This is a genomic window from Streptomyces humidus (assembly GCF_014649655.1).
In the GTDB taxonomy this organism is placed as follows: domain Bacteria; phylum Actinomycetota; class Actinomycetes; order Streptomycetales; family Streptomycetaceae; genus Streptomyces; species Streptomyces humidus.
Genome location: NZ_BMTL01000017.1, coordinates 59,940 through 79,850 on the forward strand (window position 1 = coordinate 59,940; position 19,911 = coordinate 79,850).

Genomic DNA, 19,911 nt, shown 5'->3' on the forward strand with positions numbered 1-19,911 from the left:
GTCCCGTTCGGCATGCTGGACTCGGTGACGCACCGACAAGGAGACCGCCATGAGCGCACTCACGGTCGACCACTCGGCGGCCGAAGGCCACGAGTGGGACGGCCTCGTCCGGATCTGGCAGGAGACGGACGCGCCCGAGGGCTGCAAGGTGGAGATCATCGAGGGGATCGTCACCGTGGCACCACCGCCGTCCAACGCCCACAACGACATCGCAGACCAAGTGCAGCGAGAGCTGTATCAGGTGATCCCACGGGAGTGGGGCGTCTACCAGACGCTGGGCGCTGCAGTGCCCTCACGTGAGGGGCTCTACATCCCGGACATCGCGGTGGCGCCGAAGGAGGTCCTGCGGACGGAGACCGGCAACTGCATTCCCGCATCCGCGGCCGAGCTGATCGTCGAGATCACCTCCAAGGCCAACGCGAGCAACGACCGCATCAAGAAGGCCGCCGGCTATGCCCAAGCCGGTGTCCCGTTGTACCTCCTCATCGACGGTTGGGCGCCGGGGGGACCGACGGTCATCCTGTACGGGGAGCCCCACGGGGACGTCTACCGTGTCCTGTGGGCAGGCAAGTTCGGTGACACCGTCGAGCTGCCCGAGCCGTTCGGGCTGGAGCTGGACACCGGCGAGTTCCCGGCCGGCTAGCCATACCGATGAGTTGAGCCCCACTGCGGGGTCTTATGGCACGTGGACCCCACTACACCCCCCGTGCTCACCCTGACCGGCCCGGTCGCCCGAGGACAGGCGGCCGGGCTGGACGACATCGTGTTCGCGCTGCTGGACGGCGTCGACGACGGGGTCGTCGTCTGCGACGTCGCCGGGATCGGGCCGCCGGGGCTGGCCGTCGTCGATCTGCTGGCCCGGCTGCAGCTTGCCGCCCGGCGGGCCGGCGGGCGGATACGGCTGCGGGCCCCCGATCCCGCGCTACGCGCCCTGCTCCACCTCGTCGGGCTCCCCGTCGAGGTGGAGGGGGAGGCCGAAGAGGGGGAACCAGCGCTGGGTGTCGAGGTAGAAGTGGAACCCGGTGAGGCGGCCCTCTGAGATCTCCAGGACCTGGATCGCCCAGGGGGCGTGACCGCCCTTCTCCGGGTCCGGCTTGTACTGCGCGAAGCCCGGCAGGCCGTTGACCTGGACCGGCAGCAGCCGCGAGCCCTCGCAGGCGGAGCCCAACGTGGTCATGAAGCCGGTGATGTCGTCATGCCCGGTCAGCCACAGGTCGAACGGCGGCATCGTCATGACGGCGTCCTCGTGCAGCAGGGCCGTCAGCGCCGCCATGTCATAGCCCTCGAAGGCCGCCACATACCGTTCGAGGAGCTTCTGCTGTTCCTCGTCCAGCGGGTCCGACACCGCCGCGTCCGCGCCGGCGGCCTTCTGCTCGGACAGGGTCGCCCGCGCCCGCTGGAGCGCGCTGTTGACCGAGGCGACCGAGGTGTCGAGCAGCTCGGCGACCTCGCTCGCCCGCCACGCCAGCACCTCCCGCAGGATCAGCACCGCCCGCTGCTTGGGCGGGAGCTGCTGGAGCGCGGCCATGAACGCCAGGCGCACCGACTCCTTGGCCACGGCCGCATCGGCCGGGTCCTCCACCGTGGGCAGCACGCGGGCGTCGGGCATCGGCTCCAGCCAGGTGTGGTCGGGGCGGGGCGAGAGCGCGGCCCGGGCGAGCGGGGTGGAGTCGGAGAGGTCCATCGGGCGGGCCCGCTTGTTGCCGGCCGTCAGCATGTCCAGGCAGACGTTGGTGGCGATCCGGTACAGCCAGGAGCGCAGACTGGAGCGGCCCTCGAACTTGTCGTAACTGCGCCACGCGCGCACCAGGGTGTCCTGGACGGCGTCCTCCGCCTCGAAGGAGGAGCCGAGCATGCGGTAGCAGTAGCCGGTCAGCTCGGTCCGGTACTTCTCCAGTGCGACGTCGAGGTCAGTCGTCGTCGCCGTGCTGTTGCCCATCGTCCACCCACCCCTGTGGCCGTCCTGTCGCGCGTCTTCGCGCCCAGCACTTCGGAAGCTACCGCAGCCCACTGACAACGGCCTGCCGAGCCGACGTAAGTGCAGGTGGGAGGCCATATGCGGGCCCGCTCGGGCCGGCTGCCGCACCGACATCAGCGGATGCCCGGCGGACCGGCGTTCCGTCCTCGGCGGCGTCTCCCGGGCGGGGCGCCGGCACCCCGCCCGGGAGGGAACGGCCAGGAGACGCGGAGGCCAGGACGTCAGGACGTCTGGAGGCCAGGAGGTCGTGAAGCCGGGGGGAGGCCAGTGGGCTGTGAGGCCGGGGGGAGGCCAGTGGGCTGTGAGGCCGTGAGGCACGAGCTCAGCGTGCGGCCACCAGCGTGTTCCGCCGTGCGGCGACCCGCGCCGCACGGGTCCCGAGCGCGGTGATCGCCACGACGCCGAGCACCGCCAGGACGCCCACGCCGACCGTGCCGGACCAGCCGCTCGCGTGGAAGGCCGTCGCCCCCACCGTGGAGCCGACGCTGGAGCCGACGTAGTACGAGGACTGGTAGAGGGCGGAGGCCTGGGCGCGACCGGTGGTCGCCGTCCTGCTGACCGCCGAGGACGCCACCGCGTGCCCCGCGAAGAAGCCCGCCGTGATCAGGACCAGGCCCAGCAGGACCGGCGCCAGCGAGTCCGCCAGGGACAGCAGCAGCCCCGCGGCGGTGGTGCCGCCCGCCAGGTACAGCGCGCCCCGGCGGCCGAGCCGGCCGACCAGGCGGCCCGCCGTCGAAGCCGACACCGTGCCCACCAGGTACACCAGGAAGACGGAGCCGACGATGCCCTGCGGCAGGGAGAACGGCGCCTCCGTCAGCCGGTAGCCGATGACGGTGTACACGCCGCCGAAGACGGTCATGAACAGCGCGCCGATCGCGTACAGCCGGCGCAGCAGCGGGTCGGCCAGGTGGTCGCGGACGGTACGGGCCAGGACGCGGGGGGCCAGGGAGCCCGCCCTGAAGTGCTTCGGCGCCGGGAGCAGCAGCCGGAAGGCGATCGCGCAGGCCACCGCCAGCGCGCCGATCACCCCGACCGCGATCCGCCAGCCCCACTCCTGGGCGACCCAGCCGGTGATGACCCGGCCGCTCATCCCGCCGACGCTGTTGCCCGCCACGAACAGGCCGATGGCGGTGACGAGCGCCTTCGGCCGGACCTCCTCCGCGAGATAGGCGGTCGCCGAGGCCGGGAGCCCGGCCAGTGCGGCGCCCTGGACCGCCCGCAGCGCGACCAGCGCGCCCAGGGAAGGGGCGAAGGGCACCAGCACGCCCACGGCCACCGCGACCGCGAGCGAGGCGGTCATCACCGTGCGGCGGCCGTAGCGCTCCGACAGGGCGCTCATCGGCAGCACGAACAGGGCCAGGCCGCCGGTCGCCGCCGCCACCGTCCAGCTCGCCTGGCTCGCCGGCACCCCGAAGTCGCCGGAGATCAGCGGCAGCAGCGCCTGCGTGGAGTACAGCAGGGCGAACGTCGCGACCCCGGCGAGGAAGAGGGCGAAGCTCATCCGGCGGTAGCCGGGGCCGCCGGGGGCCATGCGGGAATCCGCGCGGGAGCCGGCGGCGGGGGAGCCGGTGGAGGTGGAGGCTGCGGCGGGGGAGGCGGCGGGGGCGGACGAGACGGCGCCCACGGTCGTGGACGCCCCGGTACTGGCGGGAGACATGCCTCGAAGCTACGTACGCCCCCGCTCATCCGTCCAATGCACGGAATCGTCATAATCGTTCCCATGGCGCATCAGCAGAGGTCAAAGGCTCGACTGTCACCGTCCGGTGACACAGAAGACACGACGGACATGTCGACGCTGCTGGCCCCCCGGCTTGCGTACTTCGCCGGGGTGGCCCGCACCGAGCACGTCACACGCGCCGCCCAGGAGATGAACGTCCCCCAGTCGACGCTCTCGCGGGCCGTGGTCCGCCTGGAGCAGGACCTCGGCGTCGACCTGTTCGCCCGCCGCGGCCGGACGGTCTCCCTCACCCCTGCGGGACGCACCTTCCTCGCCTCCGTCGAGCGGGCCCTCGCCGAGGTCGAGCGAGCCGCCGACGAGGTGCGGGCCGACGCCGACACGGCCACCGGCAAGGTCGCGTTCGGCTTCCTGCACACGATGGGCGCCGAGACCGTCCCGGGCCTGATCCACGCCTTCCGCGCGGACCACCCGCGCGTGCGCTTCAGCCTCGTCCAGAACTACGGCGAGGCGATGATCGAGGGGCTGCGGGCGGGCGAGCTGGACCTCTGCCTGACCTCCCCGGTCCCGGACGCCCCCGACCTGGTCGCCCGCCGGCTCGACGAGCAGAAGCTGCGCCTGGTCGTCCCGGCCGACCACCGCCTCGCCGCCCGCAGGAGGGTCCGCCTGGCCGAGGCCGCGGAAGAGAGCTTCGTGACCCTGGAGCCCGGCTACGGTCTGCGCCGCATCACCGACGACCTGTGCAAGGAGGCCGGCTTCCGCCCCCGGGTCGCCTTCGAGGGCGAGGAGGCCGAGACGCTGCGGGGGCTGGTGGCGGCCGGTCTGGGGGTGGCGCTGCTGCCGCCGCCCGCGGTGGCCCGCCCGGGGGTCGTGGAACTGACCGTGACCGCCCCCCGCGCCGTCCGCGAGATCGGCGTCGCCTGGCTGGACGGCCACCCGGACACACCGCCGGTGGCGGCGTTCAAGAAGTTCCTGCTGTCGAGGAGGGGCAGCCTGCTGCCGAACTGAGCGGCGCCCGCCCCGGGGGCGCGGGTCCGGATCGCCGTCCTGTTCCGCCGGGCGGTCGGACGCGAGCGGCCGCGCCGCACCCGCGCCACCCCCGTGGCGGCGCGCGTCGCCCCTCAGCCCCTCCGCCTCACCGGCGCCGCGACGTGCCGAACCCGACCGCCAGCGGCATCCGCAGTCCCAGCGGGGGCGGAGCCGCCAGCGCGTCCACCACCGGCCGGGACAGCGGCCGCCCGAACAGCGTGCCCATGACGAAGTCCTCGGCCAGGGCGAGGACTTCGCTCCGGTACTGGTGCAACCGGTGGCCGTCGGAGTGCACTTCGAACCGGCAGACGTCCCGGTTGGCCTTCTTCGCCCGCGCCGCGAGCCGGAACGACAGCTCCGGGTCGCACCGCCCGTCGTTCGTGCCGTGCACGATCAGCACCCGTCGCCCCGCCAGCTGCTTCACCGGTTCGGGCGGCGCGGCCACGTCCTCCTCCGGCAGCCACGGAGCGAGCGCCAGCACCGAGGCGACGGCCTCGTGGCCGCCCGCGCGCAGCGCCGCCCGCGCGCCCATGTCGATGCCGGCCAGACACACCGGGACGTCCCCGTAGCGCCGGACCACCTCGTCGACGGCCCAGGCGGCGTCGGCCGCCAGGTGTGCCTCGCTGCCGTTCCAGCCGCGGTAGCGGTAGTGCACGGCGTGGACGGCCAGACCCTCCTCGCGTCCGGCCCGCGCGAGCCTGCGCCCGAGGCCCCGGACAGAGGCGGCGGCCCACACGGCGGACGGCCTGCGGCTGGAGACCTCCTCGCCGCCCGGGAGCAGCAGCACCGCTCCGCTCACCGCCGTCGGCTCCGGGCCCGGCGCCCGCCCCAGCCGGACCGTCCGAACCGGCGTCACTTCCTGTCCCATGACAGAACAGTGTCAGAAGCGCCGATGTACTCCACCCGTCCGTGCGGTCACCGTTACATATCGGCGTAGTTGTACAAGCGCCGTCTACGCGCGTAGGAGTTAGAGTGCGCCCATGACGAGCCAGAGCATCCAGGCGGGCACCGCCCCCAGCTCGGACCAGATCCGGCGGGCACCCAAGGTTCTGCTGCACGACCACCTCGACGGCGGGCTGCGCCCCGGCACGGTCGTCGACCTCGCCCGGGACGGCGGGTACTCCCGACTGCCCGAGACCGAAGCCGACAAGCTCGGCGTCTGGTTCCGGGAGGCCGCCGACTCCGGTTCCCTGGAACGGTACTTGGAGACGTTCTCGCACACCGTCGGCGTGATGCAGACCCGCGAGGCGCTCGTGCGCGTCGCCCGGGAGTGCGCCGAGGACCTCGCCGAGGACGGCGTCGTCTACGCCGAGGTGCGGTACGCGCCCGAGCAGCACCTCGACGAAGGGCTGAGCCTCGAAGAGGTCGTCGAGGCCGTCAACGAGGGCTTCCGCGAAGGCGAACGGACGGCCCGGCTCAACGGCCACCGCATCCGGGTCGGTGCGCTGCTCACCGCCATGCGGCACGCGGCCCGCTCCCTGGAGATCGCCGAACTCGCCAACCGCCACCGGGACCAGGGCGTCGTGGGCTTCGACATCGCCGGCGCGGAGGCGGGCTTCCCGCCCACCCGTCATCTCGACGCCTTCGAGTACCTCAAGCGCGAGAACAACCACTTCACCATCCACGCCGGCGAGGCGTTCGGGCTGCCGTCCATCTGGCAGGCCCTGCAGTGGTGCGGCGCCGACCGGCTCGGGCACGGGGTGCGCATCATCGACGACATCGAGGTCGCTGCCGACGGGAGCGTGAAGCTCGGCCGACTCGCCTCCTACGTCCGCGACAAGCGCATCCCGCTGGAACTGTGCCCCAGCTCCAACCTCCAGACCGGCGCCGCCGCGTCCTACGCCGAGCACCCCATCGGGCTGCTGCGCCGCCTGCACTTCCGGGCCACGGTCAACACCGACAACCGTCTGATGTCCGGCACCAGCATGAGCCGGGAATTCGAGCACCTGGTCGACGCGTTCGGCTACACGCTCGACGACATGCAGTGGTTCTCCGTCAATGCTATGAAGTCAGCATTCATTCCTTTCGATGAACGACTGGCCATGATCAATGACGTGATCAAGCCCGGATACGCCGAACTCAAGTCCGAATGGCTTTTCCAGCAGACCGCCTCCACCAGCGGTTCCATGACGGCGGAGGACTGATAACCGGTTTTTTCCAGGCGCGCGACACGGGCGGGCGTTCACCATCCGTCCGCATTTCGATGTTTGCCGCCGACCCCTCCGCGTGTTTACGGTCGAGAACCGCTCAGTTCCCCGTATCCCATTCGAGGACGCATTCATCATGAAGCAGTCTGCTGCCAAGACCCTCGGTGTCGCCGCTCTCGGCGCCGCCTTCGCCGCCGTCGGTGCGGGAGCCGCGAACGCGGCCCCCGCGGTCCCGGACGCCGCCCAGGCCCTGGACGGCGTCACCAGGACGCTGCCGGCGGAGAACGTGGCCCAGGCGCTGCCCGGCGCCGGACAGGCGCTGACGCAGGCGCAGCCGGCGCTCGCCGCGGGCCTGACCGCCGCCCGCCCGGCCGCCGAGAAACTGCTCACCGCGGGTCCCACCGCGCCCGTCGCCGGTCTGCTCGGCGGACTGCCGCTGCAGGGCCTGCCCACGCACGGCCTGCCGGTCAACGGCATCCCGCTGGGCTGAGCGGCTGCCTCTCCACGCAACGCGCCGTCGGGGCGCATCCGGTCGTCCCGGGTGCGCCCCGACGGCGTGGAGACCGAACGGCCGTCACCAGGCCGTGCGGGCCGCCTTGTCCTCCGACGGGAGCAGCACCCACAGCGCTATGTAGAGCAGGAACTGCGGGCCGGGCAGCAGGCAGGAGAGCAGGAAGATCACGCGCATCGTGGTGGCGGAGGTGCCGAAGCGCCGGGCCAGCGCGGCGCACACTCCGCCGATCATGCGGCCGTTGGTGGGGCGGGCGAGGCTGGACATCTGCGGCTCCTTCGTGAGCGATGAGGGCCCCACCCGCTCGAGTGAGTCGAGAGTGGGGGACGGAGGCGGCCTCTGCGGCTGCTCCATCTGACGTCAACGCTACGGTGACGAAGGGTGCGAAGCGTCGCTCTACGGGGCGATACCGACCCTGGGAATCCTCGGGGTCCGACCCTGAGCCGCGTCCTCCTGGCGGACCGGGGCGGGCGTCCCGTGCTCGTCCCTGCGGCGCAGCCACGCGCGCGCCGCCGGCACCGCCGCGACATGCGCGAGGGCCACGCCCACGGTGTTCAGCAGCATCGAGTCCACGTCCACGACCTGACCGGGCACCCCGGTCTGCAGCAGTTCGATCCCCAGCGACAGCATCGCGCCCGCCGTGACCGTGCGGACCAGGGAGGCGAGCGGCGAGACCCGGACCCTGCCGTGCACCAGCGGCAGCAGGACGCCCAGCGGGGCCAGCAGCCCCAGCCCCGCGCCGATCCGCCGGGCCGCCTCGGGCCAGCCCAGCCGCAGGTCGGCGCGGATCCCGTCGAACGGATGCAGATTGGCCGGCAGCACCCAGGGGACGTCCAGCGGGCGCAGCGTGACCCAGGCCACGAACACGAGGTGCACGGCCAGGAGGACAATCCCGGTCGCGCGGATGCGGATCGCGGCGCTGCCGCCGATGGAGCCTTGACGCTGCACGCCCCCCAAGACGCGCCCCCCGGCACGATCGGTTCCGGACCGCCTCCCACCACCGGCGCGCAGTCCCCGCCCCGCCGCTCCCCGGCAGACGGTGACCTGCGACGACGGCGGCCGCGGACCCGCGCATGAGGCGTCCGCCACATCCGCCGCCCCGCACCGGCCGCCCACCGGGGCGGCTCAGCCGTCGGTGGCGACCGGCGTCGACGGGGGCTCGGTGCTGCCCGGGCGGGAGCGGACCTCGTCGGTGCAGGCGTAGCGACGCACCGGAGTGGAGCCGGGGCCGCCCAGGACCACCGAGCCGTCTCCCTCCGCGGCCGCCGAGTCGGAGAACGTGCAGACCAGCTGGGCGAGGGCGTACGAGGTCAGGTTCCCGGGCGGGGTGCTCAGCCGCAGCGTGTCGTCCGGGTCCCGGGGGCCCGGCCCGTGCACCGACATCCCGCCGCGCACGTCCGTCGTGTACCCGGCCTCCTTCTCGGCCGTCGACGGCGACTCGGCCAGCTCGTCCAGCAGGCCCTGCGCGACCAGCGCGCGCCGCGCGGAGTCCGCCGCGCCGTCCGGCACGCGCACCGAGCGGTCCACGGCCACCAGCGACGAACCGCACAGCAGGAACACCTGCACCGGCACACCCGCGCGCGCGGACTGCGTCGTGACGTCCGGCTCCGCGAGCGAGCAGCGCACCCGGGAGGGCGCGGGCCCGAAGTCGGTCGGCACCTCGGTGGCCCGGATGCCGCAGCCGGCGAGCAGCGTGGCCGCCAGGCCGGTCAGCGCGGGCGCGGCGAACCGCCGTCGTACGGTCGTCCGGCTCGTGGTCACGTCGCGTCCCCCTTGTCCGGCACGGCCCGCACGCCCTGCTCGCCCGCCTCGCGGCCCCCGCCGTCGTCGCCCTCGTGTTCCGTCCGCTCCGAGACGCCCCGGGGCAGCCGCAGCGTGAACACCGCGCCGCCCTCCGGGGAGTTGACGGCGGTGATCTCGCCGCCGTGGATGTGGGCGTTCTCCAGGGCGATGGACAGACCGAGTCCGCTGCCCTCGGAGCGCGGCCGGGAGGCGCTCGCCTTGTAGAACCGGTCGAAGACGTGGGGCAGCACGTCCTCGGGGATGCCGGGCCCGTGGTCGCGCACCGAGATCACCACCGAGTCGTCCGCCGTCGACACCGACACCCGCACCGGCGATCCGCCGTGCTTGAGCGCGTTGCCGATGAGGTTGGCGAGGATGACGTCCAGACGGCGCGGATCGAGCAGGGCGTGAATGCCGCGCTCGGCGTCCAGGTCGACGGCGTCCAGCCAGGCGCGCGCGTCGATGCAGGCGGTGATCTGGTCGGCGACGTCGACGTCGTCCAGGACCAGCCGGGCCGTTCCCGCGTCGAAGCGGGTGACCTCCATCAGGTTCTCGACGAGGTTGTTCAGCCGCCGTGTCTCGCTGACCACCAGCCGCACGGCGGGCTCGATCATCGGGTCGATGCTTCCCGACTCGGCGTCCAGCTCCTCCTCCAGCACCTCCGCGACGGTGGTGATGGCGGTCAGCGGCGTCCGCAGCTCGTGCGACATGTCGGCGACGAACCGGCGCGAGGCCTCGTCACGGGCGGCCATGTCGTCGACCCGCTTCTCCAGCGCCTCCGCCGTGCGGTTGAACGTGCGCGACAGATCTGCCAGTTCGTCCGTCCCGGAGACCCGCAGCCGGGTGTCCAGCCGGCCCTCGCCGAGCCGGCGCGCCGCGACGCCCAGCCGGTGCACCGGCTTCAGGACGGTCGTGGCGGCGGCCTGCGCGAGCAGCGCGGCCCCGACCAGGGCCAGTCCGGTGGCGATCCCCAGCGACCAGGCCAGCGAGTTGAGGTCCTTGGCCTCCGGCTCCAGCGACTTGCGCATGTACCCGGTCGGGCCGCCCCCGATCACCTTCGTCCCGGCCACCAGATACGGCGTCCCGTGGTCCACGACCCGCTGCCAGTACAGGTGGTACGGGGATCTGTTGCCGCCGCCGACGTCCTGCTGCCTGTTGACCGCCGTGCGCAGCGACTCGGGCACGTCCTCCAGCGAGAACCCGTTCAGCCCGCCCGAGTTGCCGTACACGGTCTGGCCGCTGCCGTCCGCGGCCACCAGCAGCACGCTGAAGCGCTGGCTGCTGTTGGCCATCTGCCCGGCGGTGTGCTGCAGTTCGTCCTGCGAGGGATGCTCCGGCAGCGAACCGGCCCGGTTCTGCATCTCCTGCTCGAAGTCCCGCAGCACCGAGCCCTGGGTGCGGGTCAGCACGGCCTCGCGGTTGAGCCAGTACGCGATGCCGGACGCGGACACGGCGGCGGTCAGCGCCACCGCGCCGAACACCACGACGAGCCGCAGCCGCAGGCTGGTCAGACGCAGACGTGACACTCTTCCCCAGCGCGCCGCGGACCAGCGGCGCAGCCCCCCTTGCCCCTGGGTCACTGAGGGGCGTCCAGGCGGTAGCCGACGCCGCGCACCGTGCGGATGAGGACGGGGGACGACGGCACGTCCTCCACCTTGGCCCGCAGCCGCTGGACACAGGCGTCCACCAACCGCGAGTCGCCCAGGTAGTCGTGCTCCCACACCAGCCGAAGCAACTGCTGCCGGGACAGCGCCTGGCCGGGCCGCCGGCTCAGTTCGAGCAGCAGCCGCAGCTCGGTCGGGGTGAGCTGGAGGTCCTCGCCGTTCTTCGTGACCGTCATCGCCGCACGGTCGATGACGAGACTGCCGAACGTCGCCGAGTCGTTCGACTCGCGCTCCCCGCGTCGCAGCACGGCCCGGATCCGGGCGTCCAGCACCCGGCCCTGCACGGGCTTGACGACGTAGTCGTCGGCGCCGGACTCCAGCCCGACGACCACGTCGATGTCGTCGCTGCGCGCGGTGAGCAGGATGATCGGCAACTGGTCGGTGCGCCGGATGCGACGGCACACCTCGAAACCGTCGATGCCGGGCAGCATCACGTCCAGAACGATCAGATCCGGCCGTTGCTCGCGCAGCAGCTTCAGACCGTCCTCACCGCTCGCAGCGGTCGCCACCCGGTGTCCCTGGCGCGTCAGTGAGAGCTCCAGGGCCGTACGGATGGCGTCGTCGTCCTCGATCAGCAACAGGGAAGGCACAGGCTCATTCTGGCCCATGAGGGGCCTGTCGTTCGACCTGCGGGGCAGGGCCGGTCCGGGCGCGGACACCGGAGCGGGGTGGTTTCGGCGGCGCGCGCGGCGCGCGGCGGGGCGGCCGCGTCCCGCGCCGGCCCGCCACGCGACCCCGCGCCCAGCCGCTCCCGACCTCGCTGACCTGCGCTTCCCCGGAGCCCGGCGAGCATCTCGCGGGCCCGCGGACCCCGCTGCCCGGCCGGATCCGACCACACCGGCCGTCCCTCGCCTTCCGGCGTCGGACGGCCTGGCCGGGCCCGCCGGAACCCGCACAGCACGCGGCCGTCCTCGTCGAACACGTCCGGTTCCGGCTCGGCCGCGCGTGCGGGGGCGGGCGCGCGAGACCGGTGAGGAGGGCCGCCGACCACCTGCGAGGACCACGCCGACCGCCGTGCCGCGCAGGGCTGTGGACGATCCCTGCGTCTGCGGTGACAGGCCCCTGTGACAGGTCTGTGACAGTCGGCGGACACGGCGATGAAGTGGCCCCGGCAGTCTTTTGGTCACCAGGCAGGGCGACGCCGGACAGCACGGCGAAGCCCGGCCGACGCAGGAGAACGAACACCGTAAGTCCACGACGGGGGGCGCGAGATGAACACGCTGCACGGTATGAGCACCAGCGCAGTCGCGGTCGTCACGCGTCTGCACGACGTGAACCGGGGTTCCGAGAAGTCCGGCGCGGTGACCGCTCGGGGGTGCGGTCGTGGCGCCGGGCGTCAGCACACCGCCTTCATGACGGTGGTCGACGCGGGGGAACAGGCGGCTCACGGGGGAGCCGCGTACGGGGAGGACACGGGGGAGCGTCGCTCGCTGACGGAGGCGGAGTTCACCGCCTACGTCCAGGAGCGCCGCGCCTCCCTGTACGCCACCGCCTACCACCTCACCGGCGACCGTTTCGAGGCCGAGGACCTGCTGCAGAGCGCCCTGTTCTCTACCTACCGGGCATGGGAGCGCATCAGCGACAAGGCCGCGGTCGGCGGATACCTCCGCCGGACGATGACCAACCTGCACATCAGCGCGTGGCGCCGCCGCAAGCTGAACGAGTACCCGACCGAGGAGCTGCCGGAGACGGCCGGCGACACGGACGCGATGCGCGGCACGGAGCTGCGCGCGGTCCTGTGGCAGGCGCTGGCCCGGCTGCCCGAACTCCAGCGGACGATGCTGGTCCTGCGCTACTACGAGGGCCGCACCGACCCGGAGATCGCGGAGATCCTCGGCATCAGTGTCGGCACGGTGAAGTCCAGCATCTGGCGCTCGCTGCGCCGGCTGCGCGAGGACGAGGTCCTCAGCTTCGGCCGTGACGAGGAAGACGCCTTCGGGGAGCTTGTCGCCTGAGGGTGAACGGGGGAAGGGCCGGCTGCGCTCGGCGGAGCCGGTGAACGGGGGAAGCACGGGGGAGCGGTACCGGGGGACCCGACGGGGGACGTCGGGGGACTTCGGGGGAGCGGTACCGCGCGAGCACGGGGAAGCACCACCCGGGGGGTGGACGGGGGAGCAAGGGGAAGCACGGGGGAACGCGGGGGAGCGGGACCGGAGGGCCGGGGGGTCCGTCCAGTCCCGCTTCTTCGTGTGCGCCCCTTCTTCCCGTGCCGGACCAAAAGGGCTTCAGACGGCCGTGCGCGCCGTCAGGGCCCGGTCGTCGCCCGACGCCGCGGCGGCCAGCCGGTCCATCGCCTCGTCACGGTCGCAGGCGTACGCGCCGAGTGCGGTCTGGCGGGCCACGATGGAGCGTTCCGTCCGCATCAGACGCCAGCCGCGGCGCAGCAGGAAGGGCACCGACTTGCGGCCCTCCTTCAGATCGCGCAGGAAGCGGCGGCGGAAGGTCCTCACCGGGCCGCGGCTCAGACACAGCGCGTCGGCCAGGACGCCCAGCTCCCGGCAGCGGTTCACGATCTCGGCGGCGAAGATGCCCTCCGCGACGAACAGCGGCGTCCGCCCGATCCCGAACTCCTCCTCGCCCGTGCGGGCGCTGAGCGAGATGTCGTACACGGGAACGTGCGTACGGCCCGTGCCGCACAGTTCCACGATCGCGGCGACGGCCGCCTCCGCGTCCCATGAGCCGGGGTGGTCCCAGTCGATGTCGGAACTCCCCGCGACCAGCGGCAGGGTGGGGTCCTCCCCCTCCTTGTAGAAGTCGTCGAGCCGGAGCACCGGGAGGCCGCAGCGGGCGGCGAGCAGGGACTTGCCGGAGCCGGAAGGGCCGCAGAGCAGCACGACTCGCGTGGGTATGGGCGGAGGGGAGGTCACGGGACACCAGTGTGAGGCATCCCCCGGGCCGTCAACGACCCCGCGGGTCGGCTTTGATGCGCGCGTCACACCTCAACTACCCTTCGTGGCGACACGATCACCTTGCGCAGCAGAAGAAGGCGGCAACCGATGGCCCGACATGCTTCCCCCCAGTCCCCCACCGGCCGGCGCGCCCTCGCCGCCCTCGCGACCGCCGGAGTGGCGCTGGGCGCGGGCGCCGGAAGCGCGGCGGCGGCCGGCGAGCCCGCCGCCGGCGTGGCGCGCACGAGTCCCTCCTCGGCCGGCCGGATCGACCCGCAGGCCGGTCTGCAGGGCGCGCTGGGCTCCCTGTCCTACGCGACCGGCACGCTGGCCGGCCTCAAGCCCAACCCGCTGGCGGGCACCGGCGTGGACCCTCTCGACAACGGCGTCGGCACCCAGCTCGCCGACTTCCGGCCGCTGACGTCCCGGATGCTGACCGGCCCGGTGGCGCAGGCGCAGTCGATCGGGTCGATCCCGGTGGTGGGCGACGTCACGAAGCTGCTCGGCGGCTGACCCCGGCCGAGGTGCGGAGATCGCTGAAGGGGGTCGCGACGCGAGCGACCCCCTTCGTCGTTCAGGGGTTCGGCCGCGGTGGGGGTGGCGACAAGGCTGATTTGTTCCGCAGAGAGGGGCGGAACGCTTGCCGACTGCCGGGACAGCCTCGTCGGCGATGCCCGCCGAACACGGAGGGGGCGCCAGGACGGCCTTCGACCGACAGGCGGTGGAGAGCGAGTGGCCCCGGCGAAAGCCGCGGGCCACTCGCGTGGACCTGCACCGAGCCGCTCGATCAGTAGGCGGAGCCCGACGCGCCCAGCGAACCCGTCGGGTGCCAGACCGTCTTCGTCTCCAGGAAGGCCGTCATGCGGTCGGTTCCCGGGGTCGCCGACCAGTCGTCCACAGGCTGTGGACGAAGGACGCGCTTGAGGTTGTCGGCCGCCGCGATCTCCAGCTCCTTCGCCAGCGCCTCGTCGGCGCCCGCGAGGTCGATCGCGTTGACGTCCCTGTGCGCGGCCAGCGGCGCCGCGATCTCCGCCGTGCGGCCCGAGAGGACGTTGACGACGCCGCCGGGGACGTCCGAGGTGGCCAGCACCTCGGCGAGGGAGAGGGCCGGGAGGGGGGCCTTCTCGCTCGCGATCACGACGGCCGTGTTGCCTGTGGCGATCACCGGGGCGAGCACCGACACCAGGCCCAGGAAGGACGACTCCTGCGGCGCGAGGACCGCGACCACGCCCGTGGGCTCGGGGGAGGAGAGGTTGAAGTACGGCCCGGCGACCGGGTTGCCGCCGCCCACCACCTGGGCGATCTTGTCGGTCCAGCCCGCGTACCAGACCCAGCGGTCGATCGTCGCCTCGACCTGCTCGGCGGCCTTCGACTTCGACAGGCCCTCGGCGTCGGCGACCTCGCGGACGAACTGGACCCTGCGGCCCTCCAGCATCTCCGCGACGCGGTAGAGGACCTGGCCCCTGTTGTACGCCGTCGCCCCGGCCCAGCCGCCGAACGCCTTGCGCGCCGCGACGACCGCGTCACGGGCGTCCTTGCGGGACGCCTGCGGCGCGTTGGCCAGCCATTTGCCCTCGGAGTCCGTCACCTCGTACACCCGGCCGCTCTCGGAACGCGGGAACTTCCCGCCGACGTACAGCTTGTAGGTCTTCAGCACGGAAAGTCGGTCAGACATCGAGGTACGCCTCCAGGCCGTGGCGGCCGCCCTCGCGGCCGAACCCCGACTCCTTGTAGCCGCCGAACGGCGAGGTGGGGTCGAACTTGTTGAACGTGTTGGACCAGACGACACCGGCCCGGAGCCTGTTCGCGACGGCGAGGATCCGGGAGCCCTTCTCCGTCCAGATGCCCGCCGACAGTCCGTACGGCGTGTTGTTGGCCTTGGCGACGGCCTCGTCCGGGGTGCGGAAGGTGAGGACCGACAGCACCGGGCCGAAGATCTCGTCCCGGGCGACGGTGTGCGCCTGGGTGACGTTCGTGAACAGCGTCGGCGCGAACCAGTAGCCGGAGGCGGGCAGTTCGCAGGCCGGGGACCAGCGCTCGACGCCCTCCGCCTCGCCCTGCTCGACGAGCGTCGTGATGCGCGCCAGCTGCTCGGCGGAGTTGATCGCGCCGATGTCGGTGTTCTTGTCGAGCGGGTCGCCGAGGCGCAGCGTCGACAGGCGGCGCTTGAGCGACTCCAGCAGCTCCTCCTCGATCGACTCCTGGACGAGGAGACGGCTGCCTGCGCAGCAGACCTGCCCCTGGTTGAAGAAGATGCCGCTGACGATGCCCTCGACGGCCTGGTCGATCGGGGCGTCGTCGAAGACGATGTTCGCGCCCTTGCCGCCCAGTTCGAGGGTGAGCTTCTTGCGGCTGCCCGCGACCGTGCGCGCGATCTCCTTGCCGACGGCGGTGGAGCCGGTGAAGGCCACCTTGTTCACGTCGGGGTGGGCGACGAGCGCCGCGCCCGCGTCGCCGTAGCCGGGGATGATGTTGACGACGCCCTTCGGCAGTCCCGCCTGACGGCAGATGTCCGCGAAGAACAGCGCGGACAGAGGGGTCGTCTCGGCGGGCTTGAGCACCACCGTGTTGCCCGTGGCCAGCGCCGGGGCGATCTTCCACGCCAGCATCAGCAGCGGGAAGTTCCAGGGGATGACCTGGCCGGCGACGCCCAGCGGCTTCGGCGAGGAGCCGAACCCGGCGTGGTCCAGCTTGTCGGCCCAGCCCGCGTAGTAGAAGAAGTGCGCGGCGACCAGGGGGAGGTCGGCGTCGCGCGTCTCCCTGATCGGCTTGCCGTTGTCCAGTGTCTCCAGGACGGCCAGCTCGCGCGAGCGCTCCTGGATGAGGCGGGCGATGCGGAAGAGGTACTTCGCGCGCTCGGCGCCCGGCAGCGCGGACCACTTCTCGAAGGCCTTGCGGGCGGCCCGCACGGCACGGTCGACGTCCGCCTCGCCCGCCCGGGCGATCTCGGAGAGGACCTCCTCGGTGGACGGCGAGACGGTCTTGAAGACCCGGCCGTCGGCCGCCTCGGTGAACTCGCCGTCGATGAAGAGGCCGTAGGAGGGCGCGATGTCGACGACCGAGCGGGACTCGGGGGCCGGTGCGTACTCGAAAGCGGAGGTGAATGCGGAAGTCGTGGTTTCCATGTTCATGGGGTCTCAGTCCACCGTCACGTAGTCGGGGCCGGAGTAGCGTCCGGTGGCCAGCTTCTGACGCTGCATCAGCAGGTCGTTCAGGAGCGAGGAGGCGCCGAAGCGGAACCAGTGGTTGTCCAGCCAGTCCCCGCCCGCGGTCTCGTTGACCAGCACGAGGAACTTGATCGCGTCCTTGCTGGTGCGGATGCCGCCGGCGGGCTTCACGCCGACCTGGACGCCGGTCCGGTCGCGGAAGTCGCGCACGGCCTCCAGCATCAGCAGGGTGTTGGCGGGGGTGGCGTTCACGGCGACCTTGCCGGTGGACGTCTTGATGAAGTCCGCCCCGGCCAGCATGCCGAGCCAGCTCGCCCGCCGGATGTTGTCGTACGTCGACAGCTCGCCCGTCTCGAAGATGACCTTGAGGCGGGCCGCCCCGGAGGCCTCCTTCACGGCGACGATCTCGTCGTACACCTTCAGGTACCTGCCCGCGAGGAAGGCCCCGCGGTCGATGACCATGTCGATCTCGTCGGCGCCGGCGGCGACCGCGTCACGCACGTCGGCCAGTTTCACGTCGAGGGCGGCGCGGCCGGCCGGGAACGCGGTGGCCACCGAGGCGACCTTGACGCCGGAACCGGCGACGGCCTCCTTGGCGACGGCCACCATGTCGGGGTAGACGCAGACCGCGGCCGTGCCGGGGGCCGTGCGGTCGGTCGGGTCCGGGCGGACCGCCTTGGCGCCGAGCGCCCGGACCTTGCCCGGGGTGTCCGCGCCTTCCAGCGTCGTCAGGTCGACCATCGAGATGGCGAGGTCGATGGCGTACGCCTTCGCGGTCGTCTTGATGGAACGGGTGCCGAGCGCGGCGGCGCGCGCCTCCAGGCCGACCGCGTCGACGCCGGGCAGCCCGTGGAGGAAGCGGCGCAGCGTGCTGTCGGACGAGGTGACGTCCAAGAGGGCGCGGGCCGCGCTGGGTGCATTGGTGGGCATGGTCACCAGACGAGCATATCTACGCGCGTAGCGGGTGTACACCCCCGGGAGTCGTCCCGGCCCTCGTCCGGCGCCGGGGCTCCGCGTGGGAGCGGGCGGCGGGCGTCGGGCAGAATCGGGGACATGACGAGCCCGGAAGACCAGTCACCAGAGCCGCGGCCCTCGGGGCCTCCGGAGCCCTCGGGCCCGGAGATCAGGGACCGTGTGTACCGGTCGTCCGCGGGCATCGCCGGCGGTGTGCTGCTGCTCGCGCTCGTCGGCTGGCTCGGCATCGACGCGATCGTCGCGGGCGAGGGGCGCACGCCGTGGCTGGCGCTCGCCACGATGATCCTTCTCGTTCCGCTGATCGTCGCCCTGACCCTGCGGCCCGCCGTGTACGCCGGTCAGGAACGGCTGCGGGTGCGCAACCCCTTCCGGGTGATCGTGCTGCCCTGGGGGCAGATCGCCACGCTCCGGTCCGGTTACTCCAACGAGGTCCTGACCGTGGCGGGGGCGAAGTTCCAGCTGTGGTCCATCCCCGTCTCGCTGCGGGCCCGCAAACGGGCGAACCGCCGGGAGTCGCGCGCGGCGGCCGGGCAGGACGGCCGCGGCGGCCGGGCCGCCGGACTCGGCGCGTTCGGGGGCGGCCTCGGGCGCGGGGGCGCCGCTTCCGCGGACGGCTCCGCGCGCGCCGCCGCCGACCGTGCCATGGCCGATCTGCGCGAGCTGTGGGAGGTGCGCGAGAAGGAGGAGAGCGCGCAGGGCGAGGTGAGCGTCCGCTGGGCGTGGGAGATCCTCGGCCCGGCCGCGGCGGGGGCCGTCGTGCTGGCGATCCTGCTGGCCGCGGGCTGAGTCAGGGCTGCCGGGCGGGGGCGGTGGCCGGGCGGTCGGCTGCGGCGTCCGTCACCGGCGGACGGCGGCGGCAGACTGCGGTGGTGGCGGACTGCGGTGGCGGTCGGGACGGCCGTCCGCTCCGGAGCCGTCGGCGCGCCGGCCCGGATGTGGGCGGGGCGTGACGCGGCAGCCACGGCGTCGGCGCCGTTGCCGCACCGTTGCCCCGCAGCCGCACCTTGGCCGCGCCGCAGCCGCCGCACTGCCGTAGCCCCGTCGTAGCCGCCGCGCCGCCGTGGCACCGGAGCAGCGGGCCGCCGCCGGTATCGACGCCGCCGCCGGTCTCGGTGACGGTGTCGGTGTCGTGCCTGAGTCAGTGGCAGGGGCCCTGGCGGCCGAGGGTGTCCACAGGGGTGGCGCCGGGGCGGGTCCACTGGGGGACGGGGCGGCTGGTCGGGCCCCAGGTGGCCTTCCCGTCCGCGTCCGAGCGCCAGTACCAGCACGGGTGGTTCCCCTCGGGCCGGCCCTCGGGGTTGTCCTCCCAGGCTTCGCCGCGGCCGTGGGGCGTCATGTCGAGCAGGGCGAACGACCCGCTGAACCGCTCGTTCCCCCGGCCCGTCGTGGAGTAGGTGAGGAAGACGCGGTCGCCGTCGCGCAGGAAGCAGCTGAGGTGGCCCATGCCGCCGCCGATCGGCCCGGCCGTGTCGCGTACCGAGTACCAGGGCTGCGTGTAGCCCATGAACGCGACGTACGCGGCCACCTCCTCCCACGGCCCGGTGGTCAGGAGGGCGAGCGACACGCCGCGGGCGTTGAGGTAGACGGCGTCCCTCAGGTGCCAGGCCGCCATCGTGCAGCCCTCGCACTGCCCCTGGTGCGGCGCGCCGTCGTACCACATGTGCTGGTAGACCACGAGCTCGTCGCGGCCCTGGAACAGGTCCAGGAACGGGACCGGGCCGTCGGGGCCGACGACCTCGACCGTCCCGTCGAGCTCTGCCATCGGCAGCCGGCGGCGGGCCGCGGCGATGGCGTCGCCCTCGCGGGTGTGGGCCTTCTCGCGCACCAGGAGCTCGTCGCGGGCGGCCTGCCACGCGGCCTGGCCGACGACGGCCGGCAGGCCGGGCGACGACGCCGGTTCCGGCCGGCCCGGCGCGGTGGCCGGGCGGTCCGGAGCCGAGGCCGGGCGGTCCGGAGCCGAGGCCGGGCGGTCCGGCGTTGAGGTCGGGCGGTCCGGCGTGCTGGTCATGGCGTCCTCCGTGGTCTGGTGTCCGGTGACTGATGCCGGGCGCCGTCCTGGGACGTCGTACGACGTCCCGAGGCGGTCATCGGTACA

21 protein-coding genes are annotated in these 19,911 nt (G+C 73.0%); 8 read left to right on the top strand and 13 right to left on the bottom strand.

Features of this window, described 5'->3' with window-relative positions; translation table 11 throughout:
- The first annotated feature begins 49 nt into the window (after window positions 1-49).
- Both IE239_RS20595 and IE239_RS20600 read left to right on the top strand, forming a co-directional pair.
- On the top strand, window positions 50-643 hold the full coding sequence (locus IE239_RS20595) for a Uma2 family endonuclease (RefSeq protein WP_190150815.1): 594 nt from the start codon (window positions 50-52) through the stop codon (window positions 641-643).
- Between the two features lie 63 nt (window positions 644-706).
- Window positions 707-1,039 carry an STAS domain-containing protein gene (locus tag IE239_RS20600; protein WP_229878207.1) on the top strand — a complete coding sequence of 111 codons (333 nt, stop codon included), beginning with the start codon at window positions 707-709 and terminating at the stop codon, window positions 1,037-1,039.
- Here the strand turns inward: IE239_RS20600 and IE239_RS20605 are convergent.
- Both IE239_RS20605 and IE239_RS20610 read right to left on the bottom strand, forming a co-directional pair.
- Complete coding sequence (locus tag IE239_RS20605; protein WP_190150817.1) at window positions 923-1,939, bottom strand: sigma-70 family RNA polymerase sigma factor; 1,017 nt, start codon at window positions 1,937-1,939, stop codon at window positions 923-925. The two genes, IE239_RS20600 and IE239_RS20605, sit on opposite strands and share 117 nt — an antisense overlap.
- 361 nt (window positions 1,940-2,300) lie before the next feature.
- A complete protein-coding gene (locus tag IE239_RS20610) occupies window positions 2,301-3,635 on the bottom strand; it encodes an MFS transporter (RefSeq protein ID WP_190150818.1) in 1,335 nt (444 codons plus the stop codon).
- A 63-nt stretch (window positions 3,636-3,698) separates the two neighbouring features.
- On the opposite strand from IE239_RS20610, the gene IE239_RS20615 reads away from it, so the two are divergent.
- Window positions 3,699-4,661, top strand: a complete 963-nt coding sequence (locus IE239_RS20615) for a LysR family transcriptional regulator (RefSeq protein WP_190150819.1) — start codon at window positions 3,699-3,701, stop codon at window positions 4,659-4,661.
- 127 nt (window positions 4,662-4,788) lie between these two features.
- On the opposite strand, the gene IE239_RS20620 is transcribed toward IE239_RS20615, so the two are convergent.
- The gene (locus IE239_RS20620; RefSeq protein ID WP_190150820.1) at window positions 4,789-5,550 is read right to left on the bottom strand and encodes an alpha/beta hydrolase; all 762 of its coding nucleotides are present in this window, start codon (window positions 5,548-5,550) and stop codon (window positions 4,789-4,791) included.
- A 112-nt stretch (window positions 5,551-5,662) separates the two neighbouring features.
- On the opposite strand from IE239_RS20620, the gene IE239_RS20625 reads away from it, so the two are divergent.
- Window positions 5,663-6,826 carry an adenosine deaminase gene (locus IE239_RS20625; RefSeq protein WP_190150821.1) on the top strand — a complete coding sequence of 388 codons (1,164 nt, stop codon included), beginning with the start codon at window positions 5,663-5,665 and terminating at the stop codon, window positions 6,824-6,826.
- Window positions 6,827-6,965: 139 nt separating this feature from the next.
- Complete coding sequence (locus IE239_RS20630) at window positions 6,966-7,319, top strand: ATP-binding protein (protein ID WP_190150822.1); 354 nt, start codon at window positions 6,966-6,968, stop codon at window positions 7,317-7,319.
- 84 nt (window positions 7,320-7,403) lie between these two features.
- Here the strand turns inward: IE239_RS20630 and IE239_RS20635 are convergent, their stop codons facing one another.
- The 5 genes from IE239_RS20635 to afsQ1 form a co-directional block, all read right to left on the bottom strand.
- Entirely contained in the window at window positions 7,404-7,607 is a 204-nt protein-coding gene (locus tag IE239_RS20635; RefSeq protein ID WP_190150823.1) for a PspC domain-containing protein, read from the bottom strand.
- 129 nt (window positions 7,608-7,736) lie between these two features.
- Window positions 7,737-8,288, bottom strand: coding sequence for a VanZ family protein (locus IE239_RS20640; RefSeq protein WP_190150824.1), 552 nt, complete (start codon window positions 8,286-8,288; stop codon window positions 7,737-7,739).
- A 177-nt stretch (window positions 8,289-8,465) separates the two neighbouring features.
- Window positions 8,466-9,101, bottom strand: coding sequence for a hypothetical protein (locus IE239_RS20645; RefSeq protein WP_373308124.1), 636 nt, complete (start codon window positions 9,099-9,101; stop codon window positions 8,466-8,468).
- Window positions 9,098-10,702: a sensor histidine kinase gene (locus IE239_RS20650; protein ID WP_190150825.1), complete on the bottom strand. Its 1,605-nt coding sequence runs from the start codon at window positions 10,700-10,702 to the stop codon at window positions 9,098-9,100. Before IE239_RS20650 ends, IE239_RS20645 begins: the two co-directional genes overlap by 4 nt.
- A complete protein-coding gene (gene afsQ1 / locus IE239_RS20655) occupies window positions 10,699-11,376 on the bottom strand; it encodes a two-component system response regulator AfsQ1 (RefSeq protein ID WP_173985586.1) in 678 nt (225 codons plus the stop codon). The genes IE239_RS20650 and afsQ1 overlap by 4 nt, the downstream gene beginning before the upstream one ends.
- A 621-nt stretch (window positions 11,377-11,997) precedes the next feature.
- Between afsQ1 and IE239_RS20660 the strand changes: the two genes are divergently transcribed.
- A complete protein-coding gene (locus IE239_RS20660) occupies window positions 11,998-12,741 on the top strand; it encodes a SigE family RNA polymerase sigma factor (RefSeq protein WP_190150826.1) in 744 nt (247 codons plus the stop codon).
- Window positions 12,742-13,011: 270 nt separating this feature from the next.
- On the opposite strand, the gene IE239_RS20665 is transcribed toward IE239_RS20660, so the two are convergent.
- Window positions 13,012-13,722 (bottom strand): uridine kinase, encoded by a 711-nt coding sequence (locus tag IE239_RS20665; RefSeq protein WP_190150827.1) that lies wholly within the window; start codon window positions 13,720-13,722, stop codon window positions 13,012-13,014.
- Window positions 13,723-13,782: 60 nt separating this feature from the next.
- On the opposite strand from IE239_RS20665, the gene IE239_RS20670 reads away from it, so the two are divergent.
- Window positions 13,783-14,187, top strand: a complete 405-nt coding sequence (locus IE239_RS20670; RefSeq protein ID WP_190150828.1) for a hypothetical protein — start codon at window positions 13,783-13,785, stop codon at window positions 14,185-14,187.
- A 274-nt stretch (window positions 14,188-14,461) separates the two neighbouring features.
- Here IE239_RS20670 and IE239_RS20675 read toward each other — a convergent pair whose 3' ends face one another.
- The 3 genes from IE239_RS20675 to deoC are packed head-to-tail and all read right to left on the bottom strand — an operon-like array spanning window position 14,462 to window position 17,771.
- On the bottom strand, window positions 14,462-15,349 hold the full coding sequence (locus IE239_RS20675) for an aldehyde dehydrogenase family protein (protein ID WP_190150829.1): 888 nt from the start codon (window positions 15,347-15,349) through the stop codon (window positions 14,462-14,464).
- On the bottom strand, window positions 15,342-16,799 hold the full coding sequence (locus IE239_RS20680; protein ID WP_190150830.1) for an aldehyde dehydrogenase family protein: 1,458 nt from the start codon (window positions 16,797-16,799) through the stop codon (window positions 15,342-15,344). Before IE239_RS20680 ends, IE239_RS20675 begins: the two co-directional genes overlap by 8 nt.
- Before the next feature lie 12 nt (window positions 16,800-16,811).
- Complete coding sequence (gene deoC / locus IE239_RS20685; RefSeq protein ID WP_190150936.1) at window positions 16,812-17,771, bottom strand: deoxyribose-phosphate aldolase; 960 nt, start codon at window positions 17,769-17,771, stop codon at window positions 16,812-16,814.
- A gap of 123 nt (window positions 17,772-17,894) precedes the next feature.
- Between deoC and IE239_RS20690 the strand changes: the two genes are divergently transcribed.
- Window positions 17,895-18,602: a PH domain-containing protein gene (locus IE239_RS20690; protein ID WP_190150831.1), complete on the top strand. Its 708-nt coding sequence runs from the start codon at window positions 17,895-17,897 to the stop codon at window positions 18,600-18,602.
- 352 nt (window positions 18,603-18,954) lie between these two features.
- Here the strand turns inward: IE239_RS20690 and IE239_RS20695 are convergent, their stop codons facing one another.
- Window positions 18,955-19,824 carry a DUF899 domain-containing protein gene (locus IE239_RS20695; RefSeq protein ID WP_190150832.1) on the bottom strand — a complete coding sequence of 290 codons (870 nt, stop codon included), beginning with the start codon at window positions 19,822-19,824 and terminating at the stop codon, window positions 18,955-18,957.
- Between the last annotated feature and the right edge of the window lie 87 nt (window positions 19,825-19,911).